Here is a 17,154-nt window from a genome sequence, read left to right as displayed (position 1 = left end):
ACGGCACCGCCCAAGACAGCGGCCGTCAAAGGGACGCAAGCCGCCATGCAAGTGAAACACCTGCTGCTGATCGCCATTCTCGGGCTCACCGCTGCCTGTTCCTCCAACAAGGAAGTCGTCGACGAGAACCTCAGCGAGGCCGAGCTGTACCAGCAGGCGCAGGCCGACCTGGACAACCACAGCTATACCAGCGCCGTGAACAAGCTCAAGGCCCTGGAATCGCGCTACCCGTTCGGCCGCTACGCCGACCAGGCACAGCTGGAACTGATCTACGCCAACTACAAGAATGCCGAGCCGGAGGCTGCCAAATCCGCCGCCGAGCGCTTCATCCGCCTGCACCCGCAGCACCCGAACGTCGATTATGCCTATTACCTCAAGGGCCTGACCTCGTTCGACCAGGACCGCGGCCTGCTGGCGCGCTTCCTGCCACTGGACATGACCAAGCGTGACCCAGGTGCCGCCCGCGACTCCTACAACGAGTTCGCCCAGCTGACCAGCCGCTTCCCCAACAGCCGCTACTCGCCGGACGCCAAGCAGCGCATGATCTACCTGCGCAACCTGCTGGCTTCCTACGAAATTCACGTCGCCGACTACTACCTGAGCCGTCAGGCTTATGTGGCCGCCGCCAACCGTGGCCGCTACGTGGTCGAGAACTTCCAGGAAACCCCATCGGTCGGCGACGGCCTGGCCGTGATGGTCGAGGCCTACCAGCGCCTGCACCTGGACGAACTGGCTGCCACCAGCCTGGAAACCCTCAAGCTCAACTACCCGGACCACCCGAGCCTGGTCGACGGTCAATTCCAGCCCAAGCAGGAAGAAGCCGACAACCGCTCCTGGCTGTCCAAGGCCACCCTGGGCCTGATCGAGACCGAGACCCCGCTGCCGCCGGGCGAAACCCGCGCCAACCAGGACGTGGTCAAGCAGTTCCAGGATGCGCGCTCGGAGATGCCTGAAGAGCTGCTGCCCAAGGACGAGGACGGCAACCCGATCCTGCCGGAAGGCCCGAAAGAAGCCGAAAAAGACCGCTCGTGGTTCAGCTACATGACCTTTGGTCTGTTCGACTGATATCACGCGCAACAGAAAGGGAGGCCCAAGGCCTCCCTTTTTTATTGGCTGCGCCCTAGACTGTCGGTCTTTCCTCTCGACAAACTGGACACCATGGTTCGTCTACTTTTCTGGATCGCCGTGATCGGCGCTGCGTTCTGGCTGTGGCGCAAATTCAACGCCAGCCAGCAGTCTTCCTCCGAGCCCAAGCTCGATGACCCGCTGAAGATGGTGCGCTGCGCCCACTGCGGCGTGCACCTACCCAACGATCGCGCATTGCGACGGGGCAATGACTGGTATTGCAGCCAGGCTCATCTGGAGCAAGGGCCAGGGCAACAGCGCTGAGGTCGATCGTTGGCTGTGCGGAACAACTGCCTCGTGCTGGCGCCGACCTATTCGCGGATAAACGCGCTCCCACAGATCCTGCGGGAGCTGCGAAGTCAAACCAGACGCGCACCTGGCGCATAAGGCACCGGATCGATGATCGGCTGACCGCCGGTCAACAGGTCGGTGAACAGCTGGCACGATGCGGGCGCCAGCACCAGCCCATTGCGGTAATGCCCGCAGTTCAACCACAGCCCTTCGTGCCCCGGCACTGGCCCGATATAGGGAATCCCTTCCGGCGAGCCAGGGCGCAGGCCAGCCCAATGTGCTACCACTTCGGCATTCGCCAAGGCCGGCAATAGCTCCACCGCCGAAGCCTTGAGGCTTTCCAGCGCCTCGTTGGTGGGAGTCTTGTCGTATCCGGCGTGCTCGAGGGTACTGCCCACCAGGATGTGCCCGTCACGACGCGGAATGGCATAGCGCCCTTTGGCCAGGACCATGCTCGGCAAGAAGTCTTCGGCGCACTTGAACAGGATCATCTGCCCCTTCACCGGCTCCACCGGCAGTTCCAACCCCAGTGTACGCAGCAGGTCGCCACTCCAGGCACCGGCACTGAGCACCACCTCGTCCGCCGTCAGCACGCCCTCGTTAGTGTGTACGCCAGTAATGCGGCCACCTTCCTGGCAGAACCCGCTGACCGGGCAATGCTCGCGCAGGGTCACATTGGGCATCGCCAGCAATGCAGCCTTGAGTGACTTCACCAAGCGCGGGTTACGCACATTGGCCACCCCCGCCATGTAGATGGCGCGCTTGAAGCCAGGGCCAAGCACCGGTACTGCATCGTATGCCGCCGAGATATCCACAGCGCTCAACGGCCGCTGCTCGCGCTGAGCCCAGTCCAGGGCTTCGGCTTCGTCGTCCAGGTCCAGCCAGTACAGGCCGGTGGTATGCACTTGCGGATCGATGCCGGTAGAGGTGAACAGGCGCTCACCCAATTGTGGATAGAAGTCCTGCGACCAGTGCGCCAGGGCGGTTACCGCCGGGCTGTAGCGCCAGGGGTACAGCGGCGAGACGATACCGCCGCCGGCCCAGGACGACTCGCGCCCCACCTCACCCTGATCGCATACCACCACCTGGTCGACCTTCGGCGCCAGGTTGAACGCCGTCAGCAGCCCGATCACCCCACCACCGACAACCACTACTTGCTTGCTCATCTGTCGATCCACTAGCTGAATTAAAACCGGGCCTTCAACGCCCCCAGCAATCTTCGGCCGGCATGCCGGCACCCGGATTGCCACGCACTCCAGCCTGATCGAGCTGGAAGTCGCCACAACGATCGTCAACCATCATGCCCTCGGGCAGGCGCCTGGCGAGCAGCACGAAGCTGTCGTCGTCACGTTGCGCCAGCAAGCGGTAATAGCGTGTGCCGACAGGCAAAGGCGGTACCTGAGGGTCAGGATCGGCGTACTGTCCAGTACGCGCTCTGTGGCGTTCCAGACGCAGGGCTGCGTCCTGCAGCAGGCCAATCACTTCGCTTCGCGCGGCACGCCTGAGCTGGTCGCTGTAACTGGGGTAGGCAATGGCTGCCAGAATGCCGGTCACCGCCAGCACAATCAACAATTCGATCAGGCCAAGGCCTCGCTGCATGTCACTGTTCCCTCAATCGTTGGCGCCATACGATGCGCTGGGCGCGCGTCTTTTGCCCTGCCTCAACGGCGTAGATTGCTTCCAGCACATGCCGCGCCGTCAGGTGCTGGCTCACCGCCGTGACCCTGAACAGGCGCACAGGGATGTCTTCGGGGACATGTACCGCCCGAGTGCTTTCACCCAGGTTCTGCAGAAAGAAAAAACCCTGCTCCGCTCGCTGCCATGCCGCCTCCCCGCCCCGCACATCATGGGCTTCGGCGGGCGGCGCACAGGGCGGCGCGCAGGGCCTTGGCGGCGCCCGCAGCAAGCGGTCACGGCCCTCCAGCAAGGTTGCCTCTGCCTGCTCCAGTGCTTGGGCACTGACCAGCAGTTGAGCAGTCGAGCGCGCCAGCCGCAGGGCGTCGTGCAGCGCCGATGCCGCCAGCAGCCCCAAGAGCAGACTCAGCAGCAGTCCGGTCAGAAGGACGATACCCCGTTGGCGCCTCATGACTCGGGCAACCGGTTGCGCAGGGCCACACTCATCTCATGCCGCAGCTCGATCTGGTGGCGCGGATCGAACAACGTGAGCTGCACATCGACGCGCCCGCCCTCTTGCGTCGGCACCAGCGTGGCGCGCAGGTCACGCACCTGATCGATCAGCGTCTGGGACTGGCTGCCACGCACCAACCGCAAATCATTACCCTGCAGTTGGTAGGCAATGCGCTGGAGGGGGAACAGCAGCGCATCGGATCGCGCGCTGACGTCGCGCGGGTTACTCACCTGGGCCCAGCTCAGGCAATCGGTCAGCAGTACCCAGTCCGCTTGTCGCCCGGTACCGGGTAATTGCTCACCGACCAGGTTCAGACTCTCCAGGCGTCCGCCCCCGGTTCGGGCGATGCGCACAGGCTGGGCGAAGGCGGCGGCTGCCGCCGGGCTGTCGAAGGTGATGGCGTCGTGACGCAGGCAGCCCAACATACCGGCCGAACGGATGTCCTGAGCCATGCGATGCAACGCCAGCCGGGCGTCATCCTGCAGTCGTGCCGTGGCGGCCTGCGCTTGCCAAGCCTGATAGGTGGACACGAACACCTGGCTCGCCGTCCCCAGCAGTACCAGCCCGATCGTCAGCGCCAGCAAGGCCTCGAGCAACCCGTAGCCTGCCTGGGTATGCCTCATGGCGATACCCTGCCCCGCAAACTGATGAGCGCCTGGCCTGACCTGTGAATTTCCAACGACCAGGTTTCACCGGCGCCCGTCGCCCGACCTTGCGCCGAAGCACCCAGCAGCCGGCGAATCCGGCCTTGCCAATCCGCCCGCTCGGCCTCCGGCAGGACACCGAGCGCCCTGCCGCGCTCCAACAACCCTTGCGCCAAATAGACCGCCTGGCTGTCACGCCGCGCCTCGTCACTTATCTGCAACCCGCGCAATTGTTGAGCCGCGGCAGCGAACAACCCCAGCGCCAACACAGTCATCGTCAACAGCACTTCCAGCAGCGTTATGCCGCGCTCCCTCGCTTGCATCCTTCCCTCCTGGGAATTTTCCTGCTCTTGCTCTCCAAATCTGCCGACTGGACGCCCTGTCCGTCGGCCTCGAAGCTACAGCGAAGCACGTCCTGGGAGAAATGCACGGTGCAGCAACGTGGAGCAACACTGATACAAATGATGTGCGCCTTGGCGCTGATCAGCCTTCTGGCACAAGTTGGATTGCCGGCCTACGCCAATCTCAGTCACGACCTGCACCAAGCCGCCGCGGCCCGCTACTTGGCGCAAGCACTGCGTAGCGCACGCAGCCATGCCGTGCTACAGCAGCAAGCGGTACAGGTACAAGCGTTGGAGGGGGACTGGGGTCTGGGCTGGCGTACACACCTGGCACACAACGGGCAACTACTGCACGAGCAACGCCTCGCGCGCAGGCTCGAGATCGCCAGCAATGTGGATAACGAGGTGACATTCAGCGGCCTGGGCGTTCCGCTGCGGGGCAATCGCGGGTTTCTCGGGGCTACGTTGGAGATTTGCCCACGCACGGAGCAAACGAGCCGGTATTGGGTGGTGTTGGCACCCAGCGGCAGGGTCGACCTGCGCACCGGAACGAGAGACTCGTCACGGTGCGCAGGCGCCTGATCAGATCAGCGAGCGAACCCGCAGTTCCTTGGGCATGGAGAAGGTGATGTTCTCTTCCCGGCCATCGAGCTCTTCAGCGCCGGTGGCGCCCCAGGCACGCAGTTGTTCGATCACGCCACGCACCAGCACTTCGGGAGCCGAGGCACCCGCGGTGATGCCGATACGGGCCACGCCCTCGAACCAGCCTTGCTGCAGGTCCTCGGCACCGTCGATGAGGTACGCCGGGGTCCCCATGCGTTCGGCCAGCTCGCGAAGGCGGTTGGAGTTGGAACTGTTGGGGCTGCCGACCACCAGTACCACGTCACACTCATCGGCAAGCTGCTTGACGGCGTCCTGACGGTTTTGCGTGGCATAGCAGATGTCGTCCTTGCGCGGACCACCGATGTTCGGGAAGCGCGCACGCAGGGCGTCGATGACACGGCTGGTGTCATCCATCGACAGAGTCGTCTGGGTCACGAAGGCCAGGTGCTCGGGATCGCGAACCTGAAGGTTGGCGACATCGTCCTCATCCTCGACCAGGTAGATCGCGCCGCCATTGCTGGCGTCGTACTGGCCCATGGTGCCCTCGACTTCCGGATGCCCGGCATGGCCGATGAGAATGCACTCCTTGCCATCGCGACTGTACTTGGCCACCTCGATGTGAACCTTGGTCACCAGCGGGCAGGTGGCGTCGAACACCTTCAGCCCCCGGCCGGCCGCTTCCTGGCGCACGGCCTGGGAAACACCATGGGCGCTGAAGATGACGATGACGTCGTCCGGCACCTGGTCGAGCTCTTCGACGAAGATGGCCCCGCGGTTGCGCAGGTCCTCGACCACGAACTTGTTGTGCACCACTTCATGACGCACATAGATCGGCGGGCCGAAGACTTCCAGGGCGCGGTTGACGATCTCGATCGCCCGGTCGACCCCCGCGCAGAATCCGCGAGGGTTGGCGAGTTTGATTTGCATGCTCGGCTCCAGGCTTACAGGGCCTTGACCTCGAGGATCTCCACCTCGAAAGTCAGGGTCTTGCCAGCCAGTGGGTGATTGAAATCGATGGTCACCTGGTCGTCGTCGAACGCCTTGACCACGCCAGGCAGCTCGGCGTTGGCGGCGTCGTTGAAGATCACCAGCAAGCCTTCGGACAACTCCATGTCAACGAATTGCGAGCGCGGCATGACCTGTACGTTCTGCGGGTTCGGCTGGCCGAAGGCGTTCTCAGGGACGATGGTCAGCGTACGCTTGTCACCGGCCTTGAAGCCGAACAGCGCGGTTTCAAAGCCTGGCAGCAGATTACCGTCGCCCACCTTGAAGGTGGCCGGTGCCTTGTCGAACGTGCTGTCGACGGTGTCGCCGTTTTCCAGGTGCAGCGCGAAGTGCAGGGTGACTTCAGTGTTCTGACCGATACGGGTTTCAGTCATGGACAGGCTCTCCGGACTTCTTGCTCTTGAACATATCCAGCGCCAGCATCACCGCACCAACGGTGATAGCGCTGTCGGCCAGGTTGAAGGCCGGGAAATACCAACGGTTCTGCCAGTGCACCAGGATGAAGTCGACCACGTGGCCCAGCACAATGCGGTCGTACAGGTTGCCCAGCGCACCACCGAGCACCAGCGCCAAGGCCACGGCCAGCCAGGTGTCGTTGCGCCCCAGGCGCTTGAGCCAGACCACCAGCACCGCACTGACCACCACGGCGATCAGGGCGAACAGCCAGCGCTGCCAGCCGGAGCTGTCGGCCAGGAAGCTGAATGCAGCACCAGTGTTGTAGGCCAGGGTCCAGCTGAAGTAATCGGGGATGACCACGATCTGCTGGTACAGCTTAAGGGCACCCTCGAAATAGACCTTGGTGGCCTGGTCAAGGACCAGGACCACCAGGCTCAGCCAGAGCCAGGCAAGGCGCCCCAAGCGCCCCGCTGCAGGATTAGGCATAGTGGCGCACCTCGCCGGAACCGCTGAGGTTGTCTACGCAGCGGCCGCAGATTTCCGGATGCTCCGGGTGGCTGCCGACGTCGGCGCGGAAGTGCCAGCAACGGCCGCACTTGGCATGGCCGGACTTGACGACTTTCAGCTTGAGGCCTTCGACTTCGGTTGTCACGGCATCGGCCGGCGCCTGGACGAACGGCACCACGCTGGCGGCGGAAGTGATCAGCACGAAGCGCAGTTCATCGCCCAGTTTGGCCAGGTCGGCGCTCAGGCCTTCTTCGGCGAACAGGGTGACTTCAGCCTGCAGGTTGCCACCGATGGCCTTGGCCGCGCGCTGGTTCTCCAGCTCCTTGTTGACCGCTGCCTTGACCGCCATGACGCGATCCCAGTAGGCGCGATCCAGCTCGAAGCCTTCCGGCAGCTCGGACAGCCCTTGGTACCAAGTGTTGAGCATCACCGACTCGTTGCGCTCGCCTGGCAGGTACTGCCAGATCTCGTCGGCGGTGAACGCCAGGATCGGGGCGATCCAGCGCACCAGGGCCTCGCTGATGTGGTACAGCGCGGTCTGGCAGGAGCGTCGGGCGACACTGTTGGCGCCGGTGGTGTACTGGCGGTCCTTGATGATGTCGAGGTAGAAGCCACCCAGCTCCTGAACGCAGAAGTTGTGCACCTTGGAGTAGACGTTCCAGAAACGGTACTCGCTGTAGTGCTCTTCGAGTTCGCGCTGCAGCAGCAAGGTGCGGTCGACGGCCCAGCGGTCCAGCGCCAGCATGTCGTCGGCCGGCAGCAGGTCACGGGCCGGGTCGAAGCCGGACAGGTTGGAAAGCAGGAAGCGCGCGGTGTTACGGATACGACGGTAGGCGTCGGCGCTACGCTGCAGGATCTGCTCGGAGACCGCCATTTCGCCGGAATAGTCGGTGGCCGAGACCCACAGGCGCAGGATATCGGCACCCAGGGTGTCGTTGACCTTCTGTGGCTCGATGGTGTTGCCCAGCGACTTGGACATCTTGCGGCCGCTCTCGTCCACGGTGAAGCCGTGGGTCAGCAGTTCGCGATATGGCGCATGGTTGTCGATGGCGCAGCCGGTCAGCAAGGAAGAGTGGAACCAGCCGCGGTGCTGGTCGGAGCCTTCCAGGTACAGGTCGGCGCGCGGGCCGGTCGAATGGCCGATATCGTGGGAACCACGCAGCACATGCCAGTGGGTGGTGCCGGAGTCGAACCAGACGTCCAGGGTGTCGGAGATCTTGTCGTACTGGCCGGCTTCTTCACCGAGCAATTCAGCGGCATCCAGCTTGAACCACGCCTCGATGCCTTCCTTCTCGACGCGCTTGGCCACTTCTTCCATCAGCTCGACGGTGCGCGGGTGCAGCTCGCCGGTCTGCTTGTCGAGGAAGAACGGAATCGGCACGCCCCAGTTGCGCTGACGCGAGATGCACCAGTCAGGGCGATTGGCGATCATCGCGTGCAGGCGGGCCTGGCCCCAGGACGGCACGAACTTGGTGTCTTCGATGGCCTTGAGGGCACGCTCACGCAGCGGCTCGCCGGTGGTGGGCTGCTTGTCCATGCCGACGAACCATTGGGCGGTGGCGCGGTAGATCAGCGGGGTCTTGTGACGCCAGCAGTGCATGTAGCTGTGGCTGATGGTCTCGGTGTGCATCAGCGCGCCGACTTCGCTCAGCTTGTCGACGATGGCCGGGTTGGCCTTCCAGATGAACTGGCCGCCGAAGAACGGCAGCGACTCGACATACACGCCGTTGCTCTGCACCGGGGTGAGGATATCTTCGTTAACCATGCCATAGCGCTTGCAGGTGACGAAGTCGTCTTCACCGTAGGCTGGCGAGGAGTGCACCACGCCGGTACCGGCGCCCAGTTCGACGTAGTCGGCCAGGTAGATCGGCGACAGGCGGTCGTAGAACGGGTGACGGAAATTGATCAGTTCAAGTGCCGAACCCGGCGCGGTGGCGATCACCGAACCTTCCAGGTTGTAGCGCTTGAGGCAGGACTCGACCAGTTCTTCGGCCAGCACCAGCAGGCGCTCGCCGGTGTCGACCAGGGCGTAGTTGAACTCCGGGTGGATATTCAGCGCCTGGTTGGCCGGGATGGTCCAAGGGGTGGTGGTCCAGATGACGATGGCGGCGGGCTTGGCGAGGCTCGCCAGGCCGAAGGCGGCAGCCAGCTTGTCGGCATCGGCGACCGGGAAGGCCACGTCGATGGTCTGGGATTTCTTGTCGGCATACTCGACTTCGGCCTCGGCCAGTGCCGATCCGCAGTCGAAACACCAGTTCACAGGCTTGAGGCCCTTGAACACGAAACCTTGCTTGACCATCTCGGCCAGGGCACGGATTTCACCAGCCTCGTTGGCAAAGTTCATGGTCTTGTAGGGGTTGTCCCAGTCGCCCAGGACACCCAGGCGGATGAACTCGGTCTTCTGGCCTTCGATCTGCTCGGCGGCGTACTCACGGCACAGTTCGCGGGTGCGGTCTGCGGTCAGGTGCTTGCCGTGGGTGACCTCGACCTTGTGCTCGATCGGCAGGCCGTGGCAGTCCCAGCCCGGTACGTAGGGCGCATCGAAGCCCGACAGGGTCTTGGAACGGACGATCATGTCCTTGAGGATCTTGTTCAGCGCATGACCGATATGAATCTTGCCGTTGGCATAGGGCGGGCCGTCATGGAGGACGAACTTCGGACGATCCTTGCCAATTTCACGCAGCTTCTGGTACAGGCCAATGCTGTCCCAGCGCTGCAGGATCTGCGGTTCGCGCTGAGGCAGGCCGGCCTTCATCGGGAAGGCGGTGTCCGGAAGGTTAAGCGTGGCTTTGTAGTCGGTCATTTCAGGCTCTTCGTTAGCGGTTGAGCGTGCCAATGGGCACGTGCGGCGGCGATGTCCGCGTCGATCGCCGACTTCAGCGCCTCCAGGGAGGCGAAACGCTGCTCCTCGCGCAGCTTCTGGTGGAACTCCACCGTCAGGCGCCGGCCATACAGATCGCCGGCGAAATCCAAAAGATGAATCTCCAGGTGGGGACGGCCATCACCGGCGACGGTGGGACGAACCCCGATGTTGGCGACACCTGGCCAGACCTTGCCGTCGATCTCGGCGCTGGTCAGGTAGACGCCGCTCAGCGGCACGCGGCGGCGCTTGAGCTGGATATTGGCGGTGGGTGTGCCGAGCTGGCGCGCCAGCTTCTGGCCGTGCAACACCCGGCCGGTAATACGGTAGGGGCGGCCCAGCAGGTGCGCAGCCAGCTCGAAATCGGCTTGGGCCAACGCCTTGCGCACCTCGGTGCTGCTCACCCGCAGTCCGTCCTGGATGACGGTGTTGGCCGCCTCCACGCTGAAACCGTATTGATGCCCGGCCTCGACCAGGAAGGCGAAGTCGCCGGCGCGGTCGCAGCCGAAGCGGAAATCATCACCCACTTCGAGGTGGCGCACACCCAGGCCGTCGACCAGGATGGCCTTGACGAACTCTTGGGCGCTGAGCTGGCTCAGGCGCTGGTTGAAGGCCAGGCACAGGACCCGATCGATACCCTCGGCAGCCAGCAGTTCGACCTTGTCGCGCAGCCGAGCCAGGCGAGCAGGTGCGGTATCGGGGGCGAAGTATTCACGTGGTTGAGGCTCGAAGATCACCACGCAGGTTGGCAGGCCAAGCGCCTGCCCACGCTCGCGCAGGCGCGCCAGGATTGCCTGGTGGCCACGGTGAACCCCGTCGAAGTTGCCAATGGTGGCGACACAGCCCCGGTGCTCGGGGCGCAGGTTGTGAAGACCTCGAACCAGCTGCATAACGCGCTTCTTGCTCATAAAGTGGCCGATTATAACCACACCCGGGCGCCGGTGACAGGCAGCAGCGCCAGGGGGTGACGTGGAATGCGAAAAACCGACGTCTGACCCGACATCGGCCTTAGTGCAAGGCCTTGCGGGCAAAATGCCGAGGCCGGAACCCGCACAGGAACAGGCAACCGAAGTAGGTCACCACACCCGCGAAGATCAATGCCCCTAGACGCAGGAATCGCTCAGGCATCCCGCCCTGCTCCCAGGCTGGCATGTAATGCATGCCAGCCAGCAGCACACCGGACATCAGGCCCACCGCCAGTACCAGCTTGCACAGAAACACCGCCCAGCCCGGCTGCGGCTGGAACAACTGCTGGCTGCGCAACTTCCAGTACAGCAAACCGGCATTCAGGCAAGCCCCAAGACTGATCGCCAGGGCAAGGCCCGCATGCTGCAACGGACCGATCAGGGCCAGGTTGAGCAGTTGGGTGCAGACCAAGGTGAAGATCGCGATCTTCACCGGCGTACGGATATTCTGCTGCGCATAGAAGCCCGGGGCCAGCACCTTGACGAGAATCAGCGCGAGCAGGCCGACCGAATAGGCGATCAGGGCGCGCTGGGTCATGGCAGCATCGAACGCAGTGAACTTGCCGTACTGGAACAGCGCGACGGTCAGCGGCTCGGCGAGAATGCCCAGGGCCAAGGTGCAAGGCAGCACCAGCAAGAAGCACAGACGCAGCCCCCAATCGAGAATCCGCGAATACTCGTGCCGGTCACGATTGGCGTAGGTCTTGGCCAGGGTCGGCAGCAAGATGGTGCCCAGCGCTACGCCCAGCACGCCGGAGGGCAACTCCATGAGGCGGTCGGCGTAGTACATCCAGGACACCGAACCGGCCACCAGGAAGGAGGCGAAGATTGTGTTGATGATCAGCGAGATTTGGCTGACGGACACTCCGAGGATCGCCGGCAGCATCTGCTTGAGCACACGCCAGACGCCGGTGTCGCGCAGGTTCAGCCGCGGCAGCACGAGCATACCGATCTTCTTCAATGCCGGCAGTTGGTACAGCAGCTGCGCCAGCCCCCCGGCAAGCACACCCCAGGCCAAGGCCATGATGGGTGGATCAAAATACGGGGTGAGCAGCACGGCGAAGGCGATCATGGCGACGTTCAACAGCGTCGGGGTGAAGGCCGGCACCGAAAAACGGTTCCAGGTATTGAGGATCGCCCCGGCCAGCGAGGAAAGAGAGATCAGCAATATATAAGGAAATGTCACCCGCAGCAGGGCGGTGGTGAGCTCGTATTTTTCGGCACTGTCGACGAAGCCCGGAGCGGTCACCCAGACCACCCAGGGCGCGGCGAGAATTCCCAGGGCGGTGACCAGAGCCAGCGCCAGGGTCAGCAGGCCGCTGACGTAGGCAATGAACGTGCGGGTCGCTTCCTCACCCTGCTGAGTCTTGTACTCCGCCAGAATCGGCACGAACGCCTGCGAGAACGCACCTTCGGCGAAGATCCGGCGCAGCAGGTTGGGCAGCTTGAAGGCGATGAAAAAGGCATCGGTCGCGATACCGGCGCCGAAAACCCGCGCCAGGATGGTGTCGCGTATGAACCCGAGTACCCGGGAGATCATGGTGATGGAACTGACGGCGGCCAGGGATTTGAGCAGGTTCATGGAAAAATTTCACGCCAGGGACGGAGGGCGCTGCCAGAAAGCGCCCGAATGTGCGATACTTCCGCGCCGTTGAAGGGGAAGCCAAAACTCCCGAGTTTACAGGTCGCTGCGCAGAAAGGAATCATTCCTTCACGCTCGCGAACCGCTCGGCGGAACCCTCAAGGTGGCCTTGACAACCGTTCGACTGATCGGCATGATTCGCGGCCTATTTTGTTTGCTATTTACCTAAAGTCTTTCGAGGAGCTCGACGGTGGCCAACTCACCTTCCGCCAAGAAACGTGCAAAACAGGCTGAGAAGCGTCGCAGCCACAACGCCAGCCTGCGTTCCATGGTCCGCACCTACATCAAGAATGTAGTCAAGGCCATCGACGCAAAAGACGCCGAAAAAGCGCAAGCCGCCTACACCCTGGCTGTGCCTGTTATCGACCGTATGGCCGACAAAGGCATCATCCACAAGAACAAGGCTGCTCGCCACAAAGGCCGTCTGAATGGCCACATCAAGGCGCTGAAAGAAGCTGCAGCTGCCTAAGCGATGCGCTTGTCGAAAAACCGACCCTAGGGTCGGTTTTTTATTGCCTGCGATTTGAGCCAATGAAAAGGGCCGCAGTGAGACCCCGTCACCACGCAACGCGCCGAGCCTTGCATGGTGACAGGGCCGCACTGCGGCCCCTTTTGCACGTACTATTTGCCGATCTGGATCTTCGGCGCCCACAGCAGCCATTCATCCTCAGGCTTGTCGAACAGGGCGAAGGTCTGTTGCGGCCGGGCTGGACTGCCCATCTTGTCGCCATCGGGCGTCGCGAAGGCAATCCCGCCATCGATAAGCGTCTCCAAGGACTCGGTGCGAACCGTGGCGCCCTTGAACAGGCCCCAGTCGAAGCCAAAGCCGCTGCTGTTCCAGAACCGGCTCCCACCACGCACCAAGGCCGCGTAGCGAGGCTCGATAAGGATGTGGATAAGGACACGATCAGCGGTCTGCCCCAGCTCGAAGCCCGTCACCTTGCCCACTGTCACCTCACGATAGGTCACCGGCACGCCGGGCTTGATGGATCCACGACGCGGTGCACTGAGGGTCAGCGGCAAGCCGACCTCCGGCTCGGTCAGCTCGGGCGCCTCGGGCAAGGCGATAAAGTCGCGCTGCGGCCCCTTGGACTTCAACGCTGGCAGCACCTCAAGGTAGAGCCCGCCAACCAGGGTATCGAGGTTTTCGGTACGCACTAGGCCAAAGGCCGGCTTGACCACCCAGAACTGGGTACCAACCCGGGCGATGCGGTCCTGGGCTCCGGTGATGCGCGCCCGCAGCAGCACAGCCTGCAGGTCGGACGTCAGGTCGACGCTTTCCACACTCCCCACATCCAGGCCGCGGAAGCGGATAGGCGTGCCTGGCTTAAGGCCATCGGCGCGATCCACACGAATGGTGATCTGGGTACCCGCACGATCCGCGGCCTCCTGATTGTCGTGCAGGCGGAAGCGGGGAATGCGCCGTTTCAAAGGCACATCAGCCTTTGGCGTATCGAATGCCACACCACCTGCCATGAGCGTCTGCAGCGATTCACTCTTGACCTTGATCCCCGAAAGATCGCCAGACAAGGTGATGCCACTGGCATTCCAGAAGCGCGAGGAGCCGTTGACCAGATGGGCGTACTCCTTCTCGATATGCACGCCAATCAGGATGCGCTTGCTGTTGCGAGCAAACTGGTAGCTTTGCACGCTACCAACCTTGACCTGGCGATACATCACCGGGCTTCCGACTTCCAGCGAGCCCAGGTTATCGGCAAACAGCACCATGTGCAGGCCTGGCGCTTTCAGGTCCAACGGTGGCGCCTTCGGGCGCGCCTCGAACTCGCGCTGTGGCTTGGCGCCCTTCTCGCCTGGACGTATGGCGATATAGTTGCCTTTGACCAAGGCCTCCAGGCCCGTGATACCGGCCAGCGAAATGGAAGGCTTGACCACCCAGAACTGCGTCCCTTCGACCAGGTAGTCTTCGGCCAGCGGGTCGAGTGTCAACTCGGCCGTGGCGCTGGTCAGGTCGTCCGCGATCTTCATCGTTTTCAACGACCCCACCTGGATACCTTTGTACATGACAGGGGTACGCCCAGCCTGCAGGCCTTCGTAGTCTGTCAGCTTGACCTTGATACGGATACCCGCCTGAGCAGCGTCGAAGTCCTCGTACAGACGGAAAGGCAGGCTGGGGTCGGTGGGAGGGCTGTCCTTGCGGTATTCGGGAGTGGCAAAGGCGATGCCCCCGGCGACAATGCTGGCCAAGGATTCACTGCGCACCTTCACACCCGATAGATCCGCATCGATGCTGATGCCACTGGCATTCCAGAATCGTGTGTGCTTGCGCACCAGATTCGCGTAGGCCGGCTCAATGAACACTTTGATCTCTACCGTGTCCTGGTCTTCGGAAAGGCGGTAGCTCTTCACCCGGCCGACCTGGATCTGCTTGTAGAAAATAGGGCTGTCGCGATTGAGCGAGCCCAGACGATCGGCCTTGAGGGTCAGGTGCAGGCCCGGCTCGCTATCGGACAACGGCGGTGCCTCGGAGAGGGCGGTAAAGCGCTTGGTCTTCTCCCCCTCACCGGGGCTGACGGCAATGTAGTTACCTGAAACCAGCGTTTCCAGCCCTGTGATCCCTGCCAGGCTGACGCTCGGCTTCACCAGCCAGAAGCGCGTCCCGGTGGTCAGATGCGGCTCGGCCTCCTTCCTCATCTCGATGGTGGCGATGACACCCGTATTGCTTCCTTTGGCATCGAGCACCAAGGCCTTCACCTTGCCAACGGACATGCCCTTGTAGATGACTTCGGTCTTGTTGGCGACGATGCCTTCACCGGACAGGAAACGAACCTGGATATCTACCCCTGAATCACGATAGGCCTGCCAAGCCAGCCAGCCACCTATCAGCAAGGCAATCAGCGGCAAAATCCATATCGCCGACCAGTTCGAAGCTGGGCGGGTTTTAGCCGTAGGCATGTCACTCATGGTCGTTATCCGACTCCGTGTTATCCCAAATCAGTCGGGGATCGAAAGTTAAAGCTGCAAGCATCGTCAGTATCACCACAGAGGCGAAGGCGACGGCGCCCAAGTTGGCTTCGACGCTGGCAATACGGCCGAAATTCACCACCGCCACCAAGATGGCGATGACGAAGATATCCAGCATGGACCAGCGGCCAATGAACTCGATGAAGCGGTACATCAGGATCCGCTGACGCGCCGACAGCGGTTGATGACGTTGCACCGAATACAACAACAGCCCGATACCCACCAGCTTGAAGGTGGGCACCAGAATACTGGCAATGAACACCACGGCGGCGATAGGCAACATGCCGTGCTTGAGCAGGGTGATGACTCCAGACATGATCGTGTCCGGGCTGCCCTGCCCCAGCGCGCTGACTGTCATGATCGGCAACACGTTGGCGGGAATATAGAGAATGGACGCGGTGATCAGAAGCGCCCAAGTGCGCACGATACTGTTGGGGCGCCGTGCATGCACGGTGGCGCCGCAACGGGTACAGGACTGCGCATCACTGCCAGATGCCTGCCGGTTCAGCTCATGACACTCATTACAGACCAGGATGCCTGCATCAATCGCCCGCATGCTCATCCTCCCCCGACAACGCACTCCAGATCTGATGTGGTGACATCACTACCTCCAGCCATACCTGGACCAATAACAAACTGATGAAACAAAACAGCCCCAGGCCTATGGTCAGTTCCGCGAGATCGACCAGTTTGACGATGGCAACCAGCACCCCCATGAAGTAGACCTCGAGCATGCCCCAGTCACGCAGGTGGTGATAAATACGATAGAAGAGCAATCCGTAACTTCGTCCGATATCTAGGCGAATGCTCAATAGAACCAGTAATTGGCAGAGAAGCTTGAGCAATGGGATCGCCATGCTGCATAGGAACACGACGACTGCCACGCCGCGCATATTCGAGTTGAATAGGCCTAGCACACCACTCCAGACAGTGTCGTCCGACGTCTGACCGAGCAAGTGCAGCTGCATGATGGGCAGAAAGTTGGCGGGCACATAGAGCAGCAAGGCCGTCAACACCAACGCAAGGCTGCGATTGACCACGTTGTGACGATGAGCATAAAGCTCGTAGCCACACCGCGGGCAATGTGCCTTTTCGTCATTCTGTAGCACCGGCTTACGCATCAACAGGTCGCATTCGTGGCAAGCCACGAGCTTATCCAGCGGCAAATGGGCCAGCGCTTCGGAGTCGACAGGATTAAGCATATCGAAATTCTGAATAGATGAATGGAGGCTATTCTAGTGCTCTGACTCAAATTGTGGGAGATGATGGCCATGGGGATGGCTCTGGGTGCCGGACCGCTTGCTAGTGGAGCGTAGCGGTCGGCACCAGAAAAGACAAAACCCCTACCTGCTCGCGCAGATAGGGGTTTTGCGAAATGAATCTTGACGATGACCTACTCTCACATGGGGAAGCCCCACACTACCATCGGCGATGCATCGTTTCACTGCTGAGTTCGGGATGGGATCAGGTGGTTCCAATGCTCTATGGTCGTCAAGAAATTCTGTTGCCAGACTGTCTTATGACACTCCAGCCAATTCGGATATGTGATCGTTGTGGTTGCGAACTTTCGGTTCTTTCGTCTTCACCACCGCAATCTGCAGAAGCAAATTGCTTGGGTGTTATATGGTCAAGCCTCACGGGCAATTAGTATCGGTTAGCTCAACG

The 17,154-nt window shown here is 62.0% G+C and carries 18 protein-coding genes and 1 rRNA gene; 4 read left to right on the top strand and 15 right to left on the bottom strand.

Annotated features, from left to right (window positions below; translation table 11 throughout):
• Window positions 1-45 precede the first annotated feature (45 nt).
• On the top strand, window positions 46-1,065 hold the full coding sequence (locus BLS27_RS23105; RefSeq protein ID WP_043209657.1) for an outer membrane protein assembly factor BamD: 1,020 nt from the start codon (window positions 46-48) through the stop codon (window positions 1,063-1,065).
• 93 nt (window positions 1,066-1,158) lie between these two features.
• Window positions 1,159-1,389 carry a PP0621 family protein gene (locus tag BLS27_RS23100; protein ID WP_043209659.1) on the top strand — a complete coding sequence of 77 codons (231 nt, stop codon included), beginning with the start codon at window positions 1,159-1,161 and terminating at the stop codon, window positions 1,387-1,389.
• Window positions 1,390-1,484: 95 nt separating this feature from the next.
• Here BLS27_RS23100 and thiO read toward each other — a convergent pair whose 3' ends face one another.
• Genes thiO through BLS27_RS24350 form a run of 5 tightly spaced genes read right to left on the bottom strand, consistent with a single transcriptional unit; the run spans window position 1,485 to window position 4,511 of the window.
• The gene (gene thiO / locus BLS27_RS23095) at window positions 1,485-2,582 is read right to left on the bottom strand and encodes a glycine oxidase ThiO (RefSeq protein ID WP_090346940.1); all 1,098 of its coding nucleotides are present in this window, start codon (window positions 2,580-2,582) and stop codon (window positions 1,485-1,487) included.
• Window positions 2,583-2,616: 34 nt separating this feature from the next.
• Window positions 2,617-3,015: a type IV pilin protein gene (locus BLS27_RS23090; RefSeq protein ID WP_043209663.1), complete on the bottom strand. Its 399-nt coding sequence runs from the start codon at window positions 3,013-3,015 to the stop codon at window positions 2,617-2,619.
• Window position 3,016: 1 nt separating this feature from the next.
• Window positions 3,017-3,502 carry a hypothetical protein gene (locus BLS27_RS23085; protein WP_090346939.1) on the bottom strand — a complete coding sequence of 162 codons (486 nt, stop codon included), beginning with the start codon at window positions 3,500-3,502 and terminating at the stop codon, window positions 3,017-3,019.
• Window positions 3,499-4,167, bottom strand: coding sequence for a PilW family protein (locus tag BLS27_RS23080; RefSeq protein ID WP_043209667.1), 669 nt, complete (start codon window positions 4,165-4,167; stop codon window positions 3,499-3,501). Before BLS27_RS23080 ends, BLS27_RS23085 begins: the two co-directional genes overlap by 4 nt.
• Complete coding sequence (locus tag BLS27_RS24350; RefSeq protein WP_139205774.1) at window positions 4,164-4,511, bottom strand: type IV pilus modification PilV family protein; 348 nt, start codon at window positions 4,509-4,511, stop codon at window positions 4,164-4,166. The genes BLS27_RS23080 and BLS27_RS24350 overlap by 4 nt, the downstream gene beginning before the upstream one ends.
• 108 nt (window positions 4,512-4,619) lie before the next feature.
• On the opposite strand from BLS27_RS24350, the gene BLS27_RS23070 reads away from it, so the two are divergent.
• Complete coding sequence (locus BLS27_RS23070; protein ID WP_043209669.1) at window positions 4,620-5,111, top strand: GspH/FimT family pseudopilin; 492 nt, start codon at window positions 4,620-4,622, stop codon at window positions 5,109-5,111.
• Here BLS27_RS23070 and ispH read toward each other — a convergent pair whose 3' ends face one another.
• The 6 genes from ispH to murJ all read right to left on the bottom strand — a co-directional run bounded on the left by ispH (window position 5,112) and on the right by murJ (window position 12,447).
• Window positions 5,112-6,059, bottom strand: a complete 948-nt coding sequence (gene ispH / locus BLS27_RS23065; RefSeq protein ID WP_043209670.1) for a 4-hydroxy-3-methylbut-2-enyl diphosphate reductase — start codon at window positions 6,057-6,059, stop codon at window positions 5,112-5,114.
• 14 nt (window positions 6,060-6,073) lie between these two features.
• Complete coding sequence (gene fkpB, locus BLS27_RS23060; protein WP_043209672.1) at window positions 6,074-6,511, bottom strand: FKBP-type peptidyl-prolyl cis-trans isomerase; 438 nt, start codon at window positions 6,509-6,511, stop codon at window positions 6,074-6,076.
• The gene (gene lspA, locus BLS27_RS23055; protein WP_043209674.1) at window positions 6,504-7,019 is read right to left on the bottom strand and encodes a signal peptidase II; all 516 of its coding nucleotides are present in this window, start codon (window positions 7,017-7,019) and stop codon (window positions 6,504-6,506) included. The genes fkpB and lspA overlap by 8 nt, the downstream gene beginning before the upstream one ends.
• Complete coding sequence (gene ileS / locus BLS27_RS23050) at window positions 7,012-9,843, bottom strand: isoleucine--tRNA ligase (RefSeq protein ID WP_090346938.1); 2,832 nt, start codon at window positions 9,841-9,843, stop codon at window positions 7,012-7,014. The genes lspA and ileS overlap by 8 nt, the downstream gene beginning before the upstream one ends.
• On the bottom strand, window positions 9,840-10,790 hold the full coding sequence (gene ribF, locus BLS27_RS23045; RefSeq protein ID WP_043209678.1) for a bifunctional riboflavin kinase/FAD synthetase: 951 nt from the start codon (window positions 10,788-10,790) through the stop codon (window positions 9,840-9,842). The genes ileS and ribF overlap by 4 nt, the downstream gene beginning before the upstream one ends.
• Before the next feature lie 118 nt (window positions 10,791-10,908).
• On the bottom strand, window positions 10,909-12,447 hold the full coding sequence (murJ, locus tag BLS27_RS23040) for a murein biosynthesis integral membrane protein MurJ (RefSeq protein WP_090346937.1): 1,539 nt from the start codon (window positions 12,445-12,447) through the stop codon (window positions 10,909-10,911).
• Between the two features lie 250 nt (window positions 12,448-12,697).
• Between murJ and rpsT the strand changes: the two genes are divergently transcribed.
• The gene (rpsT, locus tag BLS27_RS23035; RefSeq protein ID WP_010220592.1) at window positions 12,698-12,976 is read left to right on the top strand and encodes a 30S ribosomal protein S20; all 279 of its coding nucleotides are present in this window, start codon (window positions 12,698-12,700) and stop codon (window positions 12,974-12,976) included.
• Window positions 12,977-13,128: 152 nt separating this feature from the next.
• Here rpsT and BLS27_RS23030 read toward each other — a convergent pair whose 3' ends face one another.
• The 4 genes from BLS27_RS23030 to rrf all read right to left on the bottom strand — a co-directional run bounded on the left by BLS27_RS23030 (window position 13,129) and on the right by rrf (window position 16,985).
• On the bottom strand, window positions 13,129-15,429 hold the full coding sequence (locus tag BLS27_RS23030; RefSeq protein ID WP_090346936.1) for a PqiB family protein: 2,301 nt from the start codon (window positions 15,427-15,429) through the stop codon (window positions 13,129-13,131).
• A complete protein-coding gene (locus BLS27_RS23025; RefSeq protein WP_090346945.1) occupies window positions 15,422-16,045 on the bottom strand; it encodes a paraquat-inducible protein A in 624 nt (207 codons plus the stop codon). Before BLS27_RS23025 ends, BLS27_RS23030 begins: the two co-directional genes overlap by 8 nt.
• Window positions 16,032-16,691, bottom strand: a complete 660-nt coding sequence (locus BLS27_RS23020) for a paraquat-inducible protein A (protein WP_090346935.1) — start codon at window positions 16,689-16,691, stop codon at window positions 16,032-16,034. Before BLS27_RS23020 ends, BLS27_RS23025 begins: the two co-directional genes overlap by 14 nt.
• Before the next feature lie 178 nt (window positions 16,692-16,869).
• Window positions 16,870-16,985, bottom strand: a 5S ribosomal RNA gene (gene rrf / locus BLS27_RS23015).
• Between the last annotated feature and the right edge of the window lie 169 nt (window positions 16,986-17,154).

It is taken from the genome of Pseudomonas guariconensis (assembly GCF_900102675.1).
Taxonomy (GTDB): Bacteria; Pseudomonadota; Gammaproteobacteria; order Pseudomonadales; family Pseudomonadaceae; genus Aquipseudomonas; species Aquipseudomonas guariconensis.
The sequence above is the reverse complement of the archived record's forward strand: the minus strand, read 5'-3'. Positions and strand labels throughout refer to the sequence as shown.

Excerpts from the sequence above, each read along its gene's own strand:
- BLS27_RS24350 (WP_139205774.1), bottom strand. The coding sequence starts at position 4,511 with ATGCAAGCGAGGGAGCGCGGCATAACGCTGCTGGAAGTGCTGTTGACG.
- BLS27_RS23080 (WP_043209667.1), bottom strand. The coding sequence starts at position 4,167 with ATGAGGCATACCCAGGCAGGCTACGGGTTGCTCGAGGCCTTGCTGGCG.
- thiO (WP_090346940.1), bottom strand. The coding sequence starts at position 2,582 with ATGAGCAAGCAAGTAGTGGTTGTCGGTGGTGGGGTGATCGGGCTGCTG.
- lspA (WP_043209674.1), bottom strand. The coding sequence starts at position 7,019 with ATGCCTAATCCTGCAGCGGGGCGCTTGGGGCGCCTTGCCTGGCTCTGG.
- BLS27_RS23085 (WP_090346939.1), bottom strand. The coding sequence starts at position 3,502 with ATGAGGCGCCAACGGGGTATCGTCCTTCTGACCGGACTGCTGCTGAGT.
- ileS (WP_090346938.1), bottom strand. The coding sequence starts at position 9,843 with ATGACCGACTACAAAGCCACGCTTAACCTTCCGGACACCGCCTTCCCG.
- BLS27_RS23100 (WP_043209659.1), top strand. The coding sequence starts at position 1,159 with ATGGTTCGTCTACTTTTCTGGATCGCCGTGATCGGCGCTGCGTTCTGG.
- BLS27_RS23090 (WP_043209663.1), bottom strand. The coding sequence starts at position 3,015 with ATGCAGCGAGGCCTTGGCCTGATCGAATTGTTGATTGTGCTGGCGGTG.
- BLS27_RS23105 (WP_043209657.1), top strand. The coding sequence starts at position 46 with ATGCAAGTGAAACACCTGCTGCTGATCGCCATTCTCGGGCTCACCGCT.
- fkpB (WP_043209672.1), bottom strand. The coding sequence starts at position 6,511 with ATGACTGAAACCCGTATCGGTCAGAACACTGAAGTCACCCTGCACTTC.
- BLS27_RS23020 (WP_090346935.1), bottom strand. The coding sequence starts at position 16,691 with ATGCTTAATCCTGTCGACTCCGAAGCGCTGGCCCATTTGCCGCTGGAT.
- BLS27_RS23030 (WP_090346936.1), bottom strand. The coding sequence starts at position 15,429 with ATGAGTGACATGCCTACGGCTAAAACCCGCCCAGCTTCGAACTGGTCG.
- BLS27_RS23025 (WP_090346945.1), bottom strand. The coding sequence starts at position 16,045 with ATGCGGGCGATTGATGCAGGCATCCTGGTCTGTAATGAGTGTCATGAG.
- ispH (WP_043209670.1), bottom strand. The coding sequence starts at position 6,059 with ATGCAAATCAAACTCGCCAACCCTCGCGGATTCTGCGCGGGGGTCGAC.
- ribF (WP_043209678.1), bottom strand. The coding sequence starts at position 10,790 with ATGCAGCTGGTTCGAGGTCTTCACAACCTGCGCCCCGAGCACCGGGGC.
- murJ (WP_090346937.1), bottom strand. The coding sequence starts at position 12,447 with ATGAACCTGCTCAAATCCCTGGCCGCCGTCAGTTCCATCACCATGATC.